Source organism: Pseudomonas paracarnis, from assembly GCF_904063055.1.
Taxonomy (GTDB): Bacteria; Pseudomonadota; Gammaproteobacteria; order Pseudomonadales; family Pseudomonadaceae; genus Aquipseudomonas; species Aquipseudomonas paracarnis.
Window position 1 is genome coordinate 338,242 of sequence record NZ_CAJFCN010000004.1, and the last position, 19,130, is coordinate 357,371.

The window sequence follows — 19,130 nt, forward strand, 5'->3', positions numbered from 1 at the left end:
GTCCCTGTGGCAGGCGCTGCATTCAAGGTTGTTGGGGGTAAATCGTCAGCACCAGGTTGCCCTTGCGATAGCGTTTGCCGCCGGGGGGCAATTTCCCTTCTTCGCGATGTTCGCTGGTGCTCTTGACCTGCATTAGCACGCCGACCGGCCCGTGTTGGCGTGCCTCGACCAGCCAGGCCTGGACGCTGTCCGGCGTGACCTTGCGCTGTGCCGCGTCTTCGTAGTTCAAGCCGTAGCGCAGCTCGCCCTGGGTGTTATAAAACGCCACATCGGGCCGGCGCAGGCGCCAGGTCAAGGCCGATGCCAGGCCCAGGTCATTGCTTAGCAAAGCACGGGTAGGTTGCAGTTCGTCCAGATGTTCCAGCACGAATTGGTCGGGCATCTCGTTATCTTCGATCAGGGCCGGCATGCCCGCCGGTAGCAGGGCCACCAGCAAGCCAATGCCCAGGGCGGGCATCGCCCACAACGTCAACGGGCGCACCGCTTGCAGCAGGTTGGCGAGGATCCAGCCCAGCAGCACGATAAACGCCAGGGACAGGTTGAACATCTGCGCATGGCTATTGCCGTACAGCGGGCGGGTGATTTGCAGGTAAATCAGCGCAGCCATGGCCGTCATGCCGAGCACGAAATTGAGCGCGCCGTTGATGACCAGTGGGCGCGCCTTGCCTTGCTTGATCAGGTCGATCAAACCGTGGCCCATCAACAAGGCCAGGGGCAACAGGCACGGCATGATGTAGGTCGGCAATTTACCTTTGCTCAGGCTGAAAAAGCCCAGGGGCAGCAGCAGCCACAGCGCGAGAAAGGCAATCGCCGGCTGGCGCTTTTCCTGCCAGGTTTTTAGCAGGGTGCCGGGTAGCAAGGCGGCCCACGGCAGGCACGCCACCACCATGATCGGCAGGAAGAACCACAGCGGCCGCGCATGCTGTGCGTTGTCGGCGGCAAAGCGGCGGATATGCTCATGCCAGAAAAAGAAATGCCAGTAATCTGGTTCGCGCAGGTGGATCGCCAGGGCCCATGGCAGGCACACCAGCACGGCAACCAGCACCGCCAGCGGCCCGTAGCGCATCAACTCACCGACGCGACGCTGCCAGACCAGGTAGGGCACGGCGATCAGCACCGGCAACAGCCAGGCCAGGAACCCCTTGGTCATGAATCCCATGGCGCAGGCCACGCCCAACACCGCCCAGGCACCCAGGCGTTCCCGTGGCGTGCGGCAGTCCAGGGCAAACCACAACGCCACCAGGCTTAGGTTCACCCACAGGGTGAATTGCGGGTCGAGATTGGCATACCCGGCTTGCCCGGCCACCAGGCCAAAACTCAGATAGAGCAGGGCGCAGGCAAAGCTCTTGCGCGGGTCATTCCACACGCGCCGGGCGAGCAGGTAGGCCAGCACCACGCTCAGGACTGTGCTCAGGACCGAGGCGATGCGCACACCGAACAGGTTTTCACCGAACACCGTCTGGCCGAGGGCGATGAGCCAATAGCCGGCGGCGGGCTTCTCGAAATAACGCACGCCCATGAAGTGCGGCGCCACCCAGTTACCGCTCATCAGCATTTCCTGGCTGACCTGGGCGTAGCGAGTTTCGTCCGGCGTCCATAAACCGTGAAAGCCCAGGGGCAACAGGAAGAACACGGCAACGCCCAGCAATAGCCAGGACAATGGGTTTATGCGGGGCATGCGCACATCGCTCCATAACGTTCAAGTACGGGCAATGGCGGTATTAACTTAATAGGGTGAAGCATCGTAAGGGTCACTAAGTAGTTGTAGGGAAACATAACTAACAGACGCGACTAAACATGCCAGAACAGGGCTGTCGTTTTGCTGAACACGTTGTGGCTTAATATGTAAACAAGTGTAATTAAAGTTGTTTGAGTGCGGCGGTCCACTCTTCGCTGTTCATGGTGCCCATGGCCTTGAAGGTGCCGTTGGGCAGCACCTTGACGAACAGTGCGCTGCCGTACTCTGCAGCGGCTGCGTGAGGGAAGCCCAGGCTGGTCTGGAAGTCGCTCATGCAGGCGCTGTGGGTGATCAGCATCAGGTTGCGTCCCGGCTGTTTGTGGCCGAGGATTTCATCGCCCATGGCGTCGCCGCAGATGGCCAGCGGGCCGGGGGACAGCTCGGTCTTGCCGAACATGAACAGTGACGTCTGGGCGGTTCGCGTGGTGGGGCTGCTGAGTACGTCGGTCAGGGCCATGCCCAATGAATCAAAGGCTTTGCCCAGTTCGACGGCGCGTTCAGTACCGTTGATGGTCAGGCCATCGGCAGGGCCGAAGCAGGGGTTGGCAGAGCGGTCGCAGCGCTCCTCATGGCGCACCAGCACCACCAGCTCACCCTCGCGCCAACTGGCGAGCACCCCGGAGGTCAGCAGGCGATTGCCCACGCCCAGGTCCAGGGGCGAGCTGGGCCAGAATAAAAAGCCCGTCAACAACAAGGCGGTGACGCTGATGCCAAGCAGGTGCAGGCGGTATTTTCTCAGGCGTTTTAACCTTGACCTTTTGGGTTGGGGGTTGGCCAGGATCATGTCTGCCACGCGGTTCATCCTCGGCACTGTTTATTGTGTTTATAAAAAGGCTGCACGATTGGGCAGTTGCCCTTGGTGAGGCAGGAGACTGTCACAGCGCCGCTGTCTTTTTGCTGAACACTTGCATGTTAGGAGTGTCACTTGGATTAACTAATAAGTTGTGAGTCACCACGAGTTGGCGGGCACTTTAAAGTTCGGTGGATGGGCAGACGGTGAAATCCATGTGAAAAATTTGCGTGGGCAGCAGCGTCAGCCGTTATTCTCGTTGCTGGTCCTTCAGATGAGCGTTCTTATGTTGCAGGTGCAAGGTGTTGTTAAAAACTACGCGACCCCGCAAGGCCCGCTGACCGTCCTGGCCGGCGTCGACCTGCACCTGGGTGAGCGCAGCAGCCTGGCGCTGATGGGCGAATCGGGCAGTGGCAAAAGCACCTTGCTGCACCTGGTAGCCGGGCTGGACCGAGTGGACGCCGGCAGCATCCGCATCGGCGAGCAGCGCCTCGACCAACTCAACGAAGGGCAACTGGCCCATTGGCGCCGCACGCAAATCGGTCTGGTCTTCCAGCAGTTCAACCTCATCGGCAGCTTGCGCGTGGAAGACAACCTGGCTTTCCAGGCGCGGCTGGCGGGGCGTTTCGACCCGCACTGGCAAGCGCAATTGGTGGAGCGCCTGGGACTGGGCGACTTGCTCCGGCGTTACCCCGAGCAACTCTCCGGTGGCCAGCAGCAACGGGTTGCCGTCGGGCGGGCGCTGGCCTCGCGACCGGGTTTGTTGCTGGCCGATGAGCCCACCGGCAACCTCGACGAAGCCACCAGCGATGAAGTGCTGCAACTGCTGTTGGACCTGCTGCGGGACAGCCCCACCAGCCTGCTGATGGTCACCCACAGCCCGCGCCTGGCCGCACGGCTTGACCGGCAAGTGGTGCTGCACCGTGGCCGTGTCGTGCCAATGGACGCACGCTGAAATGGCGCTGTTTTACTGGACGCTACGCGCATTGCTGAGCCACTGGCGGCGCCATCCGGTGCAATTTTTCAGCGTGCTCACCGGCTTGTGGCTGGCCACCGCGCTACTGACCGGCGTGCAGGCCCTCAACAGCCAGGCGCGGGACAGCTACGCACGCGCCAGCCAATTGATCGGTGGCGAACCCCAAGCCAGCCTGGTTGCGCCGGACGCCGCCAGTTTCCCCCAGGCACTGTTTGCCGAGCTGCGCCGCGCCGGCTGGCCGGTATCCCCGGTGGTGCAGGGGCGGGTGGTGCTCCAGGGGCGTGACCAACAGCGTCTGCAACTGATGGGCATCGACCCTGTGTCGTTGCCCGGCAGCGGCAGCGTGGCGGGGCAACGCTTGAGCCAGGCGCAAATGCTGGCGTTCTTCGAGCCGCCGGGGCGTACCTGGGTCGCTGCGCAAACGTTAGAGGCGCTGGGGTTGCAGGCGGGCGAGCAGCCGCTGACGTCCACCGGGCAACGCCTGCCACCGTTGCAGGTGCAAGCGGATATGGCGCCCGGCCTGTTGCTGACCGATATCGGCTTTGCCCAACCCCTGCTCAACATGCCTGGGCGCCTGTCGCGCCTACTGTTGGACAACACCTTCGCCGCCCGCCACCCCACGCCACCCGCCGTGTTGCAACTCAAGCAGGGCGAGGACAGCAACCTGTCACGCCTCACCGAAAGCTTTCACCTGAACCTGGATGCGGTGGGTTTTTTATCCTTTGTGGTGGGGTTGTTTATCGTGCATGCGGCCATCGGCCTGGCCCTGGAACAGCGCCGTGGCCTGCTGCGAACCTTGCGCGCTTGTGGAGTCAGCGCACGCATGCTGATCCTGAGCCTGGGCGTCGAATTGGGCGCTTTGGCGGTGTTGAGCGGTGTGCTCGGTATCGCCAGCGGCTACCTGCTGGCCAGCCTGTTGCTGCCGGATGTCGCCGCCAGTTTGCGCGGCCTGTACGGCGCCGAAGTCGCCGGCCAATTGAACTTGAGCCCCTGGTGGTGGCTGGCCGGCCTGGGCGTGAGCCTGCTCGGCGCGTTGCTCGCCGGAGCCAGCAGCCTGTGGCGCGCAGCGCGTTTGCCGTTACTCGCGCTGGCCAACGCCCAAGCCTGGCATCAAGCCCATGGGCGCTGGCTGCGGCGCCAGGGCTGGGTGGCATCCGCCGCCTTGCTGATCGCGTTGCTGGCACTGTGGCTGGGCGATAGCCTGGCCGCCGGGTTTGTGCTGATGGCGGCCTTGCTGTTGGGCGCGGCGTTGGCGTTGCCGGTGCTGCTCAACGGGTTATTGAAAGCGGTGCTGGGGCGCAGCCGCTCGGTGCTGGGCCAGTGGTTCCTGGCCGATTGCCGCCAACAACTGCCGGCCTTGAGCCTGGCGCTGATGGCGTTGCTGTTGGCCCTGGCGGCGAATATCGGCGCCGGCTCCATGACCTCGGGCTTTCGCCAGACCTTCACCCATTGGCTGGAGCAGCGTCTCACCGCCGAGCTGTACCTCAACCCGCAAAATCCGCAGCAGGCCGAGCAACTGAAAACGTGGTTGACCCGTCAGCCCCTGGTGCAGGCCGTATTGCCCGCCTGGCAGGTGGCGGTGCAACTGCAAGGCTGGCCCGCGGAGGTGTTCGGCGTGGTCGACAACCCCACTTATCGTCAACACTGGCCGCTGCTGGAGGCGGTGGACGCGCCCTGGGACCGCTTGCTGCAAGACGACAGCCTGATGCTCAGCGAACAACTGGCGCGACGCCTGAAGGTGCAACTGGGCGACACGGTGTCCATCCCCACTCCGCAGGGCACCTGGGCGCCGAAGATCGTCGGCATCTATGCCGACTACGGCAACCCCAAGGGCCATCTGCTGGTCAATGTCCAGCACCTGTTGGCGCATTGGCCGACGCTCTCACCGGCGCGCTTCAACCTGCGGGTGGCGCCCGCCGACGTGCCGCCGCTGATCCGTGAAGTGCAGCGTGAGTTTGCCCTGGAAGACAGCCGCATCGTCGATCAACAGCAACTCAAAGGGTGGTCCAGCCAAGTCTTCGAACGCACCTTCGCCGCCACTGCGGCGTTGAACAGCCTGACCCTTGGCGTCGCCGGCGTGGCATTGTTCATCAGCTTGCTGACCCAGAGCCAAAGCCGCCTCGGCCAACTCGCGCCGTTGTGGGCGCTGGGCGTGACGCGCCGACAATTGATGCTGCTCAACCTCGGCCAGACCTGGCTGCTGGCGGTACTCACATTGATCCTGGCGTTGCCGCTGGGGCTGTTGCTGGCGTGGTGCCTGGATGCGGTGATCAACGTGCAGGCCTTCGGCTGGCGCCTGCCGTTGCAAGTATTCCCCGGGCAGCTTGCGCAATTGCTGGGGCTGGCGATGCTTGCCACCTTGCTCGCGTCGGCCTGGCCCCTCTGGCAGCTGTACCGCAGCCGCCCGGCGGATTTGTTGAGGACGTTCGCCCATGAAGATTAAGGCATTGGCGTGCATCGCCTGGTTACTGCTGAGCGGCTGCGACCAGGCGCCCGCACCCGAGGACAGTTTCGCCGGGCTGGGCAGCGATGCGGCGGACTTTGCCCAGGTGGTGCCCGGCAAAGTCTTCAGCTTTCCCGAGGACCACGGGCCCCATGACGGCTTTCGTATCGAATGGTGGTACGTCACGGCCAACCTCAAGGATGACGAAGGCAATGTCTTCGGCGTGCAATGGACGCTGTTTCGCAACGCATTGAAGGCCGGTCCCGTCCAACCGGGCTGGCGCGATTCAACCGTGTGGCTCGGCCACGCCGCCGTCACCTCGGCCACCCGGCACTACGCCGCCGAACGCCTGGCTCGGGGTGGCGTCGGCCAGGCTGGGGCTCAGGCAGAGCCATTCAACGCCTGGATCGACGACTGGAACTTCGCCAGCCGCCCCGGCACCGCCAGCCCCTTGGCCGACATGCAACTCAAGGCCAGTGGCGCGCAATTTGCCTACGATCTGCACCTGACCTCCAGCCGCCCGCTGGTGCTGCAAGGCGACCATGGCTACAGCCGCAAATCCGACCAGGGCCAGGCGTCGTACTACTACAGCCAGCCGTTTTTCACTGCCAACGGCAGCGTCAGCCTCGACGGCCATACCTACCAGGTCAGCGGCCCAGCCTGGCTCGACCGCGAGTGGAGCAGCCAACCCCTGGCCGCCAGCCAGACCGGCTGGGACTGGTTCTCCCTGCACCTGGACCGCGGCGCGCAGCTGATGCTGTTTCGCGTGCGGCAGAAAGACAGCGACGGTTACCTCACCGGCACCTGGATCGACGCCCAGGGCCACACCCAGACCTTGCACAACAGCGACATCCAACTCACACCGCTGACCACCACGGCCATCGACGGGCGCAACATTCCCACACGCTGGTCGCTGAAAATTCCCGGCAAACAGCTGGACATCACCACCGAAGCCGTCAACCCGAAGGCGTGGATGGACCTGGGTATTCCGTACTGGGAAGGGCCGGTGCGGTTTGAGGGTGGGGTGGGGTATTTGGAGATGACGGGCTACTAGGAGGCTACAGCTGAGTTAATTTTTCCCTACGACTCGACGGGTAATACTCCCACAGATTTTTTAAAAAATACTGTACATGCATACAGTCTTGTCCTACAGTCCATCCCAGGTGACCGGATGTCACCGGTTACCTGAGCTTCAATTTTTTAACTATGGATGGATAAAAAATGAAATCGAAAAAAGCCTTCATTCTGGGCGCGGCCATGGCGGCCTCTTGCTTCGTTTCGGCCTTTGCCCTGGCCGAGCAAACCCCGGCAAAACTCAGCGCGCAGGCGGTCAAGCAGGCCGTGGACAAAGCGTTGAAACCTGGCGGTACGCTGGAAAAGGCCAGCGTCTCGGGCGAGCTCAAGCAAAAGCTCAATGCCGCCAAGACCGGGCAGTCCAACGTCGTCAAAAAAAGCAAGGCAGCCGTCGGTAATGTGGCGATCGACTCCCCGGTTGGCCAGTTGGAAAAACCTGACTCGGCGCACATGAAACAGGCCGCGGTTGCAGCCTTCACGCCGTTGTTTCCCACCTTGGATATCAACACGCTTTACACTCTCACCGGTGTGGAGACCGGCGCGCAAATCGCTTACCACTTCAACCTGCCGAAAAACGCGCGAATCCAGGTGCAGCTGCTGAACCAGAGTGCCGGCACGGATATGTCGTTGACGCTGTTCCATGACGACGGCCAAGGCAACCTGACGCCGTTGGGCACCTCGGATAACCCCGGCAGTGCCGATGAATACCTCAACGGCGTGTTGCCGGCCGGTGACTACTACTGGTTCATGGTGGCCAATGCCGCGAGCAACTCGCAGTTCAGTTTCGGTGTGGCAGTGGACAGCAATATTGATGCCTACGAGCCCAACGACACTGAGCAAACCGCGTTCGCGCTGCCGGATGCCTTGAACCAGGTGACCGGTAACCTCGACAGCGTCAATGACGTGGATTACTTCTCCTTCGTCTCGTTGCGTGGCCAAGGTGTGGGCATGTTCCTGGGCGATGACGGTGCGGGCACGCGTAACCAGTGGATCTTCGAACGGTTCGATGGCACCCAGTGGGTGGAAGTCCCGCAGGGCTCTACTTCTACCTATCCCAACCTGACGCCGGGCTACACGGTCAAGGTGCGCGTGCGGGCCAACCCGGCGGTGGCATTGAACCCTCAGGCTCAATACAAGCTGACCCTCGGCTCGGCGCCACGCCTGAACCAGCACAATGTGAACGGCGATAACGTGGTGCGGATTCCCAGCTCGATCTTCCAACTGGCCACCCAGGCGGCTCGCAATCTGAGCTGGAGCACCCAATGGTCAGACAGCACTGGCGAGCCCCTGCGCGGCGTCACTCCTGTACTGCGGGTCGACAAGCATTTTGGCGCCACTTACAACTGGGTCGACTATGAGGCCAAGACTGGCATCACCGGCGCGGCCTCGGGGAATGTCGCGCTGGGCACCTGCTCTGGGGACTACAAAGTGCGCTACCCGGACAGCGCCTCAGGCCAGACCTACAACTGGGAAACCTGGTTCAACGAGGGCGGCTGGCGCATCGAGCTCAGGGAGTTCCCTGGTGTGGGCGTGGGTGGCAATACCGTCCAATACGTCAGCCTCGGCCACATCTGCAGCCAGACTATCGTGCGCTGATTGATCTATGTGTGTGAAGCGGGGGGCAGTCCAGTTGGACTGCCCCTTTTTTTTACCGCGGGTTCCCAATGCAAAGTGCCAAATAGATAGTCCATCAACGGCAGCACGATGTTGAAGTTACGTCCCTGCATCAGCTCACGACGGTGATGCAAGGCGTGCAGGCGATGCATCTGGCGAATCCACGGTAGGCGTGCCACCGGGTGTTCGGCAGGCAGGTGTTCGCAGGCATGGAACACTTCGTAGAGCAGGTAGCCAAGGATCATGCAGCCTGCAAACAACCCGGCAACGTTGGGGCTCAGTTGGCTGAGCAGCCACCAGGCGGGGAGGGTGATGGCCAGGCTGTGCAGCACGATCAGCCAGGCTGGAAACAGGATGACGCGCCAGTCCCGGGGGCTGTCGTAAGTCATGTGATCAGGGGTGAAGAAGCTGTGGTGGTCGCCAGTGTGGCGTGCGTAGAACAGCCGGGCGAATGCATGTTTGTGATGGCCCAGGTGGCGGTGCACGAGATAGATACACAGGTTGAAAAACAGCAGGCTCAAGGGCACGGTCAGCCACTGGAGGGCGGTGATATCGGCGGTGGAGGACCAGGCCAGCGTGATGCAGGCGATGCCGTAGCCAAGCACGAATGCGGCGTGCAGCCAGGGGTTGTAACGCGGGTTGACGCTTGCGCGGTAACGGTCGCGGAAAGTCTCGGTCGGGTGGGGCATGGCCGGCTGCTCGCTGTGTTTTTATTTGAGGCTGAGCTTAGTTGGCGTAAGCGGATGTGCGAGTTTTTACTGACCACCTCATCGCCCTGTGGGAGCTGGCTTGCCTGCGATGGCGGTGGATCAGGGCCAGATCAGTAGACTGACACTGCGCTATCGCAGGCAAGCCAGCTCACATATTTTTGCCCGAGGCCGACCAGTGGAGACTTGCACAGGTCTGAATTAATTGTTAGCTTCTGGCAAAATGTTAACGATAACATTTGCTCTAAAAATAAAAACAAAACAGAGACCCACGCCATGAAAATGCTCCCAAAAACCCTGTGTTTACTGGCTGCCAGCATCACCCTGGGCAGCGCGACCCCCGCGTTTGCCGACGCCGCCAAGCCCATCCGCATCGGCGCCTCGTTCCAGGAAATCAACAACCCCTATTTCGTCACCATGAAAAACGCCCTGGAAGAAGCCGGCGCGACCATCGGTGCCAAGTTGATCATCACTGACGCCCGCCACGACGTGTCCAAGCAGGTCAGTGATGTCGAAGACATGCTGCAAAAGGGCATCGACATCCTGTTGATCAACCCCACTGATTCGGTCGGCGTGCAATCGGCCGTCAAGTCGGCCCATGCTGCCGGCGTCGTAGTGGTGGCGGTGGATGCCCAGGCAGATGGCCCGTTGGATTCGTTCGTGGGCTCGAAGAACTTCGACGCTGGTTTCCAGGCCTGTGAGTACCTGGCTAAAACCATCGGTGACAAAGGCAATATCGCTATCCTTGACGGCATCGCCGTGGTGCCGATCCTCGAACGTGTGCGCGGCTGCAAAGAGGCGGTGGCCAAGCACCCGGACATCAAGATTGTCAGCATCCAGAACGGCAAACAGGAACGCGATCAGGCCCTGACCGTCACCGAAAACATGTTGCAGGCCCAGCCTACCCTCAAGGGCATTTTCAGCGTGAATGACAATGGCTCCCTCGGCGCGCTGTCGGCCATCGAAGCCAGCGGTATGGACGTGAAGCTGGTCAGCGTCGACGGTGCGCCGGAAGCGATCAAGGCGATCCAGAAACCCGGCAGCCATTTCATCGCCACCTCGGCCCAATACCCCCGCGACCAGATCCGCCTCGCCCTGGGCATCGCCCTGGCCAAGAAGTGGGGCGCCCAAGTACCGGCCAGCGTGCCGGTGGACATCACCCTGATCGACCAGGCCAAGGCCAAGGACTTCAGCTGGTAAACCCCCCAGGCCCCGCGTAGTTCGTGGGGCCCAGGTCTTCCTTCTGAGTGCGAGGTCGGCGGTATGAGCAGTCTTCTGAAGCTGGAAAACATCTGTAAGCGTTACCCTGGGGTGCAGGCCCTCAAGGCCATCAACCTGCAAGTGGAGCGCGGCGAAATCCACGCCTTGCTCGGGGAAAATGGCGCGGGCAAATCCACCCTGATGAAGATTCTGGGCGGGGTCGAGCACCAGGACGAAGGGCAGATCCTTATCGATGGGCAGGCCCGACAATTTGCGACCTATCGGGATGCGATTGCCGCCGGGATTGGCATTGTGTTCCAGGAATTCAGCCTGATTCCCTACCTCACGGCGGTAGAAAATATCTTCCTTGGCCATGAGCTGAGCAACCGCTTCGGCCTGTTGCGCAAACGCGAAATGGCCGAGGCCGCGCAGGCGTTGTTCCAGCGCCTCGGGGTCAGCATTGACCTGCACTGCGCGGTCAAGCACCTGAGCGTGGCCGAGCAGCAGTTTGTCGAAATCGCCAAGGCCCTGGCCCTGGATGCACGCCTGCTGGTGCTCGATGAGCCGACCGCGACACTGACTCCCAGTGAGGCCGAGTTGCTGTTCGACATCATGCGCGAACTCAAGCGCCAAGGCGTGGCGGTGATTTTTATCTCGCACCATCTGGAAGAGATTTTCCAGGTCTGCGACCGCATCAGCGTCCTGCGCGACGGCAGCAATGCAGGCGTTACCGAAGTGGCCGACAGCGATATCGATCACTTGGTCGAGATGATGGTCGGCCGCCGACTGGAATGCAGTTTCCCGCCCAAACCCAGCAGCGAACGCGGCCCCTTGCTGCTGGAGGTCAAGGATATCCAGCTGGTGCGCAACGGCCCCCACAACCGTTTCAATTTGCACAAAGGCGAGATCCTGGGCTTCGCCGGCCTGGTGGGCTCGGGCCGCACCGAGCTGGCCCTGGGCATGATGGGCGCGCTGCCCACGATGAGCAAAGACGTGTGGCTGCGCGGGGAAAAAGTCAGCCTCGATGACCCGGCTCAAGCCCTGGCCCACGGCATCGGCCTGCTCCCCGAAAGCCGCAAGAGCGAAGGGCTGATCACCGCCTTCAGCATTCGCGAAAATATCTCCCTGAACAATTTGCCCAAGTATCAGCACGCCTCGGGCCTGATCGACAAGGCCCGCGAGTGCGCCAGCGTCGAAGCGCTGATGCGCCAGCTGTCGATCAAGGCGCCCAGTGGCGAAAGCCTTGTGGTGAACCTCAGCGGCGGCAACCAGCAAAAAGTCGTGATCGCCCGCTGGATCAACCACCACTGCGACGTGCTGGTGTTCGACGAACCGACACGCGGCATCGATGTGGGGGCCAAGGCGCAGATCTACGCGTTGATGCGCAGCCTCACCGAACAGGGCTACGCGATCATCATGATTTCCTCCGAGCTGCCCGAAGTCATCGGCATGTGCGACCGCGTCGCCGTGTTCCACAAGGGCGCCATCGTCAAAGTACTGGAAGCGTCCGCCGTCAATCCTCAAGAGGTCATGCGCCATGCAACAGGGGGCTCAAGTGAATACGTCCATTAACACCGCCGGCACCGGCCGGTTGCGCCTGAACCTGGCGCGGCTGCTGCGTTCGCCGGCGTTTTATCCCTTTGTCGGGCTGGTGGTGGTGACCCTGGTGATGATCCTCGCCAGTGACACTTTCCTCACCGCCAGCAACCTCTCCAACATCGCCCGCCAGGTGTCGATCAACGCCATCATCGCGGTGGGCATGACCTGCGTGATTCTCACCGGCGGTATCGACTTGTCGGTGGGGCCGGTGATGGCGTTGTCCGGCACCTTGACCGCCGGGCTGATGGTCGCCGGGTTGCCGCCGGGCCTGGCGATTGGCGTCGGGCTACTAGTGGGCGTGGCCTTCGGCATCGGCAACGGACTGTTCGTGGCGTACCTGCATATGCCGCCGATCATCGTCACCCTGGCGACCATGGGCATCGCCCGTGGGTTCGGGCTGATGTACACCGACGGCTATCCGATTTCCGGCTTGCCAGAGTGGTTCGCATTCTTCGGTCGCGCCAGTGTGTTTGGCCTGCAGGTGCCGATCCTGATCATGCTGATCACCTACCTGGCGGCCTATGTGCTGCTGCAACACACCCGCATCGGCCGCTACATCTACGCCATCGGCGGCAATGAAGAAGCGGTGCGCTTGTCCGGGGTGCGAGCGGCGCGTTTCAAGCTGCTGGTGTATGGCATCAGCGGCTTCACCGCCGCGATTGCCGGGCTGGTGCTCACCTCGCGCTTGATGAGCGGCCAGCCGAATGCCGGCGTGTCGTTCGAGCTGGATGCGATTGCCGCCGTGGTACTGGGTGGTGCGTCGATTGCCGGCGGCCGCGGAGTGATCATCGGCACCTTGCTCGGCGCCATGCTGCTGGGCGTGTTGAACAACGGTTTGAACATGCTTGGCGTGTCGCCCTACGTCCAGAGCGTGATCAAGGGCGGGATCATCTTGCTGGCGATTTTCATCAGCCGTCAGCGCCATCGTTAATACTTCACTACACAGGACCGAACACATGGACAAGCACACTCACATGCAAGCCGTCGTCTGCCACGGCCCGAAAGACTACCGCCTGGAGCGCATCGGCAAACCCCAGGCGCGTACCAATGAGCTGGTGATCCGTATCGCCGCCTGCGGCATCTGCGCCAGTGACTGCAAGTGCCACTCGGGCGCGGCGATGTTCTGGGGCGGCGACAACCCCTGGGTCAAGGCGCCGGTAGTACCGGGCCACGAATTTTTCGGCTACGTGGTCGAAGCCGGCGAGGGCGCCGAGGAGCACTTTGAGGTCAAGGTCGGTGACAAGGTCATCGCCGAACAGATCGTGCCGTGTGGCAAATGCCGCTTCTGCAAATCAGGCAAATACTGGATGTGCGAAGTGCACAACATCTTCGGCTTCCAGCGCGAAGTGGCCGAAGGCGGCATGGCCCAGTACATGCGCATTCCCAAGACCGCCATCGTGCACAAGATCCCCGAATCGGTGTCCCTGGAAGACTCGGCGCTGGTGGAGCCGATGGCCTGCTCGATCCATACCGTCAACCGTGGCGATATCCAGCTCGACGACGTGGTGGTGATTGCCGGCGCGGGTACCCTTGGCCTGTGCATGGTCCAGGTCGCCGCGCTGAAGACCCCGAAAAAACTGGTGGTGATCGACATGGTCGACGAGCGCCTGGAACTGGCGAAAAAGTTCGGCGCCGATGTGGTGATCAACCCCGCCCGTGACAACGCTCGCGAGATCATCAACGGGCTGACGGACAACTACGGCTGTGACGTCTATATCGAAACCACCGGCGTACCGGCCGGCGTCACCCAGGGCCTGGACCTGATCCGCAAGCTCGGGCGCTTTGTCGAGTTCAGCGTGTTTGGCGCCGAGACCAGTGTGGACTGGTCGATCATCGGCGACCGCAAGGAACTCGACGTGCGCGGCGCGCACCTGGGCCCGTATTGCTACCCCATCGCCATCGACCTGTTCGAGCGTGGCCTGGTCACCTCCCAAGGCATCGTCACCCATGATTTCCCGCTGGACGACTGGGCCGAGGCGTTTGAACTGGCCAATTCGACCAAGTCGATCAAGGTGCTGTTGAAGCCGGTGCTCTGAGATGGACTACGTCATCGGTGTAGACATTGGCACCCAGAGCACCAAGGCGCTGCTGGTGGATGCCCAAGGCACGATCATCGCCCAGCACAGCCACGGCTACCGGGTGGACACCCCGAAAGTGCGCTGGGCCGAGCAGTGGCCGCAGGTGTGGCTGGATGCTGTCGAAACTTGCGTGGCCCAGTGCATGGCCAAGGCCGGGGTGCCGGCGCCGCTGGTCAAGGCGCTGTGCATCAGCAGTTTGTACGGTGGTTCGGGCATTGCCGTGGATGCGCAGATGACGCCGCTGCACCCGTGCCTGATCTGGATGGACCGCCGCGCCGGCGAGCAGGTGGCCTGGGTGCGTGAGCATGTGGACCTGGAGCGCTTGTTCGCCATCACCGGCAACTCGGTGGACAGCTACTACGGCTTCACCAAGATGCTCTGGCTCAAGCAGCACCAGCCTCAGGTGTGGGCGGATACCCGTTACCTGTTGCCGCCCAACAGCTACATCAATTGGTGCCTGACCGGCGAGTTGGCGGTGGACCACAGCAGCGCCGGGAATATCGGTGGTGTCTACGACGTGGCGGCGCGCAACTGGTCAGGCGAGATGCTGGAGGCGTTGGGTATCGCGCAGTCGATGATGCCCGAGCGGTTGCTGTATTCCGGCGAGGTGGTGGGTAGTTTGCGCGCAGACTGGGCTGCCCGCCTGGGCTTGCAGGCGGGCACGCCGATCCTCGCTGGGGGCGTGGACGCGGCCATGGCGACCCTGGCGGCGGGTGTCACTCAGCCAGGCAATCATGTGGCGATGATCGGCACCAGCATGTGCTGGGGCTATCTGAACCAGCAGGTGGATGCACGTCACGGTTTGGTGAGCATGCCCCACGTCTACAACGGCCACCGCGACCTGTACATCTTCGGCGGTGCGATCACCGCCGGGGCCTCGGTCAGCTGGTTTCGCGAGCAGTTCTGCCAGGCCGAAGAACAGCAGGCCCAGGCCACGGGGCAAGACAGCCTGGCGCTGCTGGAGCAGAGCGCGATGAAGATTCCGGCAGGCAGCGAAGGCGTGGTGTTTTTGCCTTACTTGATGGGCGAGCGCAGCCCGGTGTGGGATGACCGCGCCAGCGGCAGTTTTGTCGGGCTCAACCTCTACCACAGTCGCTTTCACCTGTACCGCGCGGTGCTGGAGGGCGTGAGTTTTGCCCTGCGCCACAATATCGAAGCGGGCAGCCAGGGCGCGCATTCCCTGGACCCGCGCTTGATTGTGGTGGGCGGGGCGAGCCATTCGGATCTATGGATGCAGATCATCGCCGATGTCACACGCTACCCCGTCTACACCATCGTGCAGGAGGTAGAAGCAGCCCTGGGCGCGGCGTTGTTGGCGGCGCATACGGTGGGGCTGGTGAGTGATGGGCAGATGGACACCGGCTGGGTGCAGTTGCAATTGCGGGCGCAGCCCAAGCGGGAGAATGTCATGACCTATGACCGGGCGTTTGCCGAGTACCTGAAGCTGTATCCGGCCCTGAAACCGGTCATGCACAACCTGCAAGCCACCTGATTCAACACAGTCCAAAAATGTGGGAGCTGGCTTGCCTGCGATAGCGGAGTGTCAGTCTCCTTATCGGGAGCTGATACACCGCTATCGCAGGCAAGCCAGCTCCCACAGTGGGTCTTCATTGGTTTTGAGATCTTTATTTATGACTACCACCTTCGACTTCTCGCACCAGCGCATCCTCGTCACTGGTGCCAGCAGCGGCATCGGTCGCGAAATTGCCCAGCAACTGATCGCCAGCGGCGCTGAAGTCTTCGCTCTCGGTCGCGATGCCCAGGCGTTGGCTGCATTGGGGTGCCACACCCTGTGCGTAGATATCGCTGACAGCGTCGCCCTCGACAAAACCCTGCAAGATTTGCCGCCTCTGCACGGTCTGGTCAACTGCGCCGGTATCTCACGCCTGGAGCCTGCCGCGGCCATCAGCGCCAGCGCCTTCGACCAGGTGATGAGCGTCAACGCCCGCGCCGCTGCGCAAGTGGCCAGCCGGGTCGCGGCAAAGATGATCGAAGCGAACATGGCGGGCAGCATCGTCAACGTCTCCAGTCAGGCGTCGTTGGTGGCGCTGGACGATCACCTGAGCTACTGCGCCTCCAAGGCTGCACTGGATGCGATCACCCGCGTGCAATGCGCCGAGTGGGGCCGTTTTCGCATACGCGTCAACAGCGTCAACCCCACCGTGACCTTGACGCCGATGGCGGCCATGGCCTGGTCCGACCCGGCCAAGCGCGACCCGGCGCTGGCAGCGATTCCTTTGGGGCGTTTTGCGCAACCGGCGGAAGTGGCGCTACCGGTGCTGTTTTTGCTTAGCGACGCGGCGAGCATGATCAGTGGCGTCAGCCTGCCGGTGGACGGCGGCTACACCAGCCGCTAGCCGTTTTCCAACTGCCCGGCGATGACCACTTTGTCCCGTGGCTTGTGCGGGTCTTGCAGGCGGTCAAGTAGCAGGCGCACGGCACTGCTGCCGGCCAGGGATGCATCATGGGCTACGCAAGCGATGGGCACGCCGAAGATATCGGCGAAGGGCAGGCGGTCGATGCCACAGATGGTCAGGCTGTCATGGGCGATGTTGTGCATGCGCAAGGCGCGCAGGGCGCCCAGGGTGATCAACTGGTTGAAGCCCATGATCGCATCCGGCGCCGAGTGTGCGGCCAGGTAGTCGAGAGTATGTAAATAAGCCGGCATCAGCGTGTAGTCGCCCGCCTGCACCTCGACCTGAATGTCGGGGTGCTCGGCCAGCACTTCGCGCAGGCCCTTGAGGCGCTCCACGCTGATGCGCGAGTGCTCGGGGCCGGTCAGCACCAGCAGGCGCTTGAGGTTCGGGGTTTGGCGTAACAGGTAGTGCGCGGCTTGCAGGCCGCTGTGGTAGTTGTCGAGCACAACACGGCTGAACGGGCTGTCGTGGATCGTGCGATCGAGCAGTACCACCGGGGTCTTGCCGTTGCCCAGGCGCTCCAGGTAGTCGGGCTGGTAGCTTGGCTCGTCGGAAACCGGCGACAGGATGATCCCCGCCACGCGGTAGCCCAGGAGGGTATCGACTGCCTTGCTTTCGAGTTCTTCAAGTTCATCGGTGTCCACCAGCATGATGGTGTAGCCGTGCTTTTTCGCCTCGCGGGAAATGGCCTTGATCATCTCGCTGTAGAACGGGTTGTCTACCGATGCGGTGATGACCCCGAGGATCAGGCTTTCACTGCGCTTGAGCCCACGGGCGAAGGCGTTGGGCACGTAGTCGAGCTCGCGAGCCACTTCAAGAATGCGCGCCAGGGTGGCGGGTTTGACCAGGTCGGGTTTGCTCAGGGCCCGGGACACCGTAATGGTGGTCATGCCGACCCGTTTGGCAATGTCGCTGATGGTGACGGACTTTTTCTTGTTCATCGGTAAGGCTGCGAGAGGAAACACCAGCAGGCTAGCATGTGCGCAGATGTAGAGTGATTCAAATCAGCGGATCCCAGCGTTGCGACCAGTCGCCTTCGGCCTTCACCACCGCGCGTAGCAGTTCCAGGGCTTGCTGCAACACCGCCGAATCCCGCGCCCGCGAGTACACCAGGTAGGTCGGAAAGCTGAATTCCGGCGCCTTGGGCACGCGCTGCATCACGCCGCTGTCCAGGTAGCTTTGCACCACCCGTGTGCGGAAGTAGCCGGCACCGCCGTTTTCCAGAATGTACTGCAACGCCAGCGGCCCCAGGTTGAAACTCAGCGCGGCACGCGCACGGTCGGGCAGGGCGGCGTCGTGTTGCTGGCGAAAACCCTGGCCCCAGTCGATATACACGTAGGGCGAGGGTTTGCTCGCCAGTTGCACCAGAATCAGTTTTTCTTCCAGCACCTGCTCCACCTGCAAGCCCGGCCAGTATTGCGGCTGGAACACCAAGGCGGCGTCGAGCACACCCAACTCCAGTTGGCGCAGCAGGTACTCGCCTTCACGCACCTCGGTGCGCAGCGCGTGCCCCGGAATGTGCTCGCGCAGCGCCTTGGCCCAGCCGAGCATCAATGGGTTGCACAGGCTGACCTCTCCGCCGATATGCAGCACATTGCGATAGCCATCGGGCAACGGCAGGTCGCGTCGCGCCGCTTCCCAGGTCTGCAGCAACTGGTTGGCGTACACCACGAAGGCCTCGCCGTCGGCGGTCAGCCGCGCACCGGCACGGTTGCGCACAAACAGCGTGCAGCCGAGCTGGTTCTCAAGGTTTTTGACACGAGCGGTGATAGCGGTCTGGGTGACGTGCAGTTTCTCTGCCGCTGCGGCCAGGCTGCCGCAGCGGGTGATTTCGAGGAAGGTGCGTGCCAGTTCGATGTCCATGAAGCCCCCGGGGATGAATAGGGGCATTGTAGAGCGATGCAGGATTGGAATGCGATCCATGTGGGAGCTGGCTTGCCTGCGAAATCGCTGGTTCAGTTAGCCCATTGGCCTCTGACACACCGCTATCGCAGCATAGGTATCTACATAACTTTGGTACGACGCTGTATCTGTGGCGAGGGAGCTTGCTCCCGTGGCGGCCTGACAGCGACGCTTATCCACCTGACGCGCCGCAGTCCTATGTGGGAGCTGGCTTGCCTGCGAAGACGGCCTGACAGTCAACTGGGATGTTGGATCAGAGCGCGTACATATCCGTTATTTAGGTAACGGCCACTTAGGGTTCCGCCCTGACGGCGGCTCACTTTGCAAAAGCGGCAAAGTAAGCAAAACGCTCTTGCCCCACCACTCGGCACCTCGCTTAGGCTCGGTGTGCCCGTAATCCGCCAGTGATTTGGGGGGCCGCCGCCACGCGCCATCCATGGCGCGGGGCGGCTAAACCGGCATCCCTGCCGGTTTACCCCCCAAATCCCTGTCGAATTCCGGCCAGCGTGGTTTAACGGGGCGCCTGAGATCAAGATCAAAAGCAGATCAAGAGCAAGATCAAGAGCGGCTCGCTTCGCATCGTGGTTACCGT

At 62.2% G+C, this 19,130-nt stretch carries 15 protein-coding genes; 10 read left to right on the forward strand and 5 right to left on the reverse strand.

Annotated elements, in window-relative coordinates:
* Positions 1–22 precede the first annotated feature (22 nt).
* Positions 23–1,678 (reverse strand): lipid IV(A) 4-amino-4-deoxy-L-arabinosyltransferase, encoded by a 1,656-nt coding sequence (gene arnT / locus JMV15_RS11525; RefSeq protein ID WP_038450641.1) that lies wholly within the window; start codon positions 1,676–1,678, stop codon positions 23–25.
* A gap of 181 nt (positions 1,679–1,859) precedes the next feature.
* A complete protein-coding gene (pmrG, locus tag JMV15_RS11530; RefSeq protein WP_019821204.1) occupies positions 1,860–2,540 on the reverse strand; it encodes a lipopolysaccharide core heptose(II)-phosphate phosphatase PmrG in 681 nt (226 codons plus the stop codon).
* A gap of 274 nt (positions 2,541–2,814) precedes the next feature.
* Between pmrG and JMV15_RS11535 the strand changes: the two genes are divergently transcribed.
* The 4 genes from JMV15_RS11535 (at position 2,815) to JMV15_RS11550 (ending at position 8,617) form a co-directional block, all read left to right on the forward strand.
* Positions 2,815–3,483, forward strand: coding sequence for an ABC transporter ATP-binding protein (locus JMV15_RS11535; protein ID WP_020301318.1), 669 nt, complete (start codon positions 2,815–2,817; stop codon positions 3,481–3,483).
* Position 3,484: 1 nt separating this feature from the next.
* On the forward strand, positions 3,485–5,947 hold the full coding sequence (locus tag JMV15_RS11540; protein ID WP_038450639.1) for an ABC transporter permease: 2,463 nt from the start codon (positions 3,485–3,487) through the stop codon (positions 5,945–5,947).
* Positions 5,937–7,001: a lipocalin-like domain-containing protein gene (locus tag JMV15_RS11545; protein ID WP_038450637.1), complete on the forward strand. Its 1,065-nt coding sequence runs from the start codon at positions 5,937–5,939 to the stop codon at positions 6,999–7,001. Before JMV15_RS11540 ends, JMV15_RS11545 begins: the two co-directional genes overlap by 11 nt.
* Positions 7,002–7,168: 167 nt before the next feature.
* Complete coding sequence (locus JMV15_RS11550) at positions 7,169–8,617, forward strand: hypothetical protein (protein ID WP_020301315.1); 1,449 nt, start codon at positions 7,169–7,171, stop codon at positions 8,615–8,617.
* Positions 8,618–8,622: 5 nt separating this feature from the next.
* Here the strand turns inward: JMV15_RS11550 and JMV15_RS11555 are convergent, their stop codons facing one another.
* Positions 8,623–9,324, reverse strand: a complete 702-nt coding sequence (locus JMV15_RS11555; RefSeq protein WP_038450634.1) for a sterol desaturase family protein — start codon at positions 9,322–9,324, stop codon at positions 8,623–8,625.
* Positions 9,325–9,618: 294 nt separating this feature from the next.
* Between JMV15_RS11555 and JMV15_RS11560 the strand changes: the two genes are divergently transcribed.
* From JMV15_RS11560 to JMV15_RS11585, 6 genes are all read left to right on the forward strand, one after another.
* Positions 9,619–10,542, forward strand: a complete 924-nt coding sequence (locus JMV15_RS11560; protein WP_014719049.1) for a substrate-binding domain-containing protein — start codon at positions 9,619–9,621, stop codon at positions 10,540–10,542.
* Between the two features lie 63 nt (positions 10,543–10,605).
* Positions 10,606–12,114: a sugar ABC transporter ATP-binding protein gene (locus tag JMV15_RS11565; RefSeq protein WP_014719048.1), complete on the forward strand. Its 1,509-nt coding sequence runs from the start codon at positions 10,606–10,608 to the stop codon at positions 12,112–12,114.
* Entirely contained in the window at positions 12,080–13,072 is a 993-nt protein-coding gene (locus JMV15_RS11570) for an ABC transporter permease (protein ID WP_014719047.1), read from the forward strand. Before JMV15_RS11565 ends, JMV15_RS11570 begins: the two co-directional genes overlap by 35 nt.
* Positions 13,073–13,097: 25 nt before the next feature.
* The gene (locus tag JMV15_RS11575; RefSeq protein WP_014719046.1) at positions 13,098–14,177 is read left to right on the forward strand and encodes an erythritol/L-threitol dehydrogenase; all 1,080 of its coding nucleotides are present in this window, start codon (positions 13,098–13,100) and stop codon (positions 14,175–14,177) included.
* A gap of 1 nt (position 14,178) precedes the next feature.
* Positions 14,179–15,711 carry an FGGY-family carbohydrate kinase gene (locus JMV15_RS11580; RefSeq protein ID WP_014719045.1) on the forward strand — a complete coding sequence of 511 codons (1,533 nt, stop codon included), beginning with the start codon at positions 14,179–14,181 and terminating at the stop codon, positions 15,709–15,711.
* Between the two features lie 139 nt (positions 15,712–15,850).
* A complete protein-coding gene (locus JMV15_RS11585; protein ID WP_014719044.1) occupies positions 15,851–16,576 on the forward strand; it encodes an SDR family oxidoreductase in 726 nt (241 codons plus the stop codon).
* On the opposite strand, the gene JMV15_RS11590 is transcribed toward JMV15_RS11585, so the two are convergent.
* Together JMV15_RS11590 and JMV15_RS11595 are read right to left on the reverse strand one after the other, a co-directional pair.
* Complete coding sequence (locus JMV15_RS11590; protein WP_014719043.1) at positions 16,573–17,577, reverse strand: LacI family DNA-binding transcriptional regulator; 1,005 nt, start codon at positions 17,575–17,577, stop codon at positions 16,573–16,575. The genes JMV15_RS11585 and JMV15_RS11590 overlap by 4 nt on opposite strands.
* Positions 17,578–17,635: 58 nt before the next feature.
* The gene (locus JMV15_RS11595) at positions 17,636–18,499 is read right to left on the reverse strand and encodes a LysR family transcriptional regulator (protein WP_014719042.1); all 864 of its coding nucleotides are present in this window, start codon (positions 18,497–18,499) and stop codon (positions 17,636–17,638) included.
* Between the last annotated feature and the right edge of the window lie 631 nt (positions 18,500–19,130).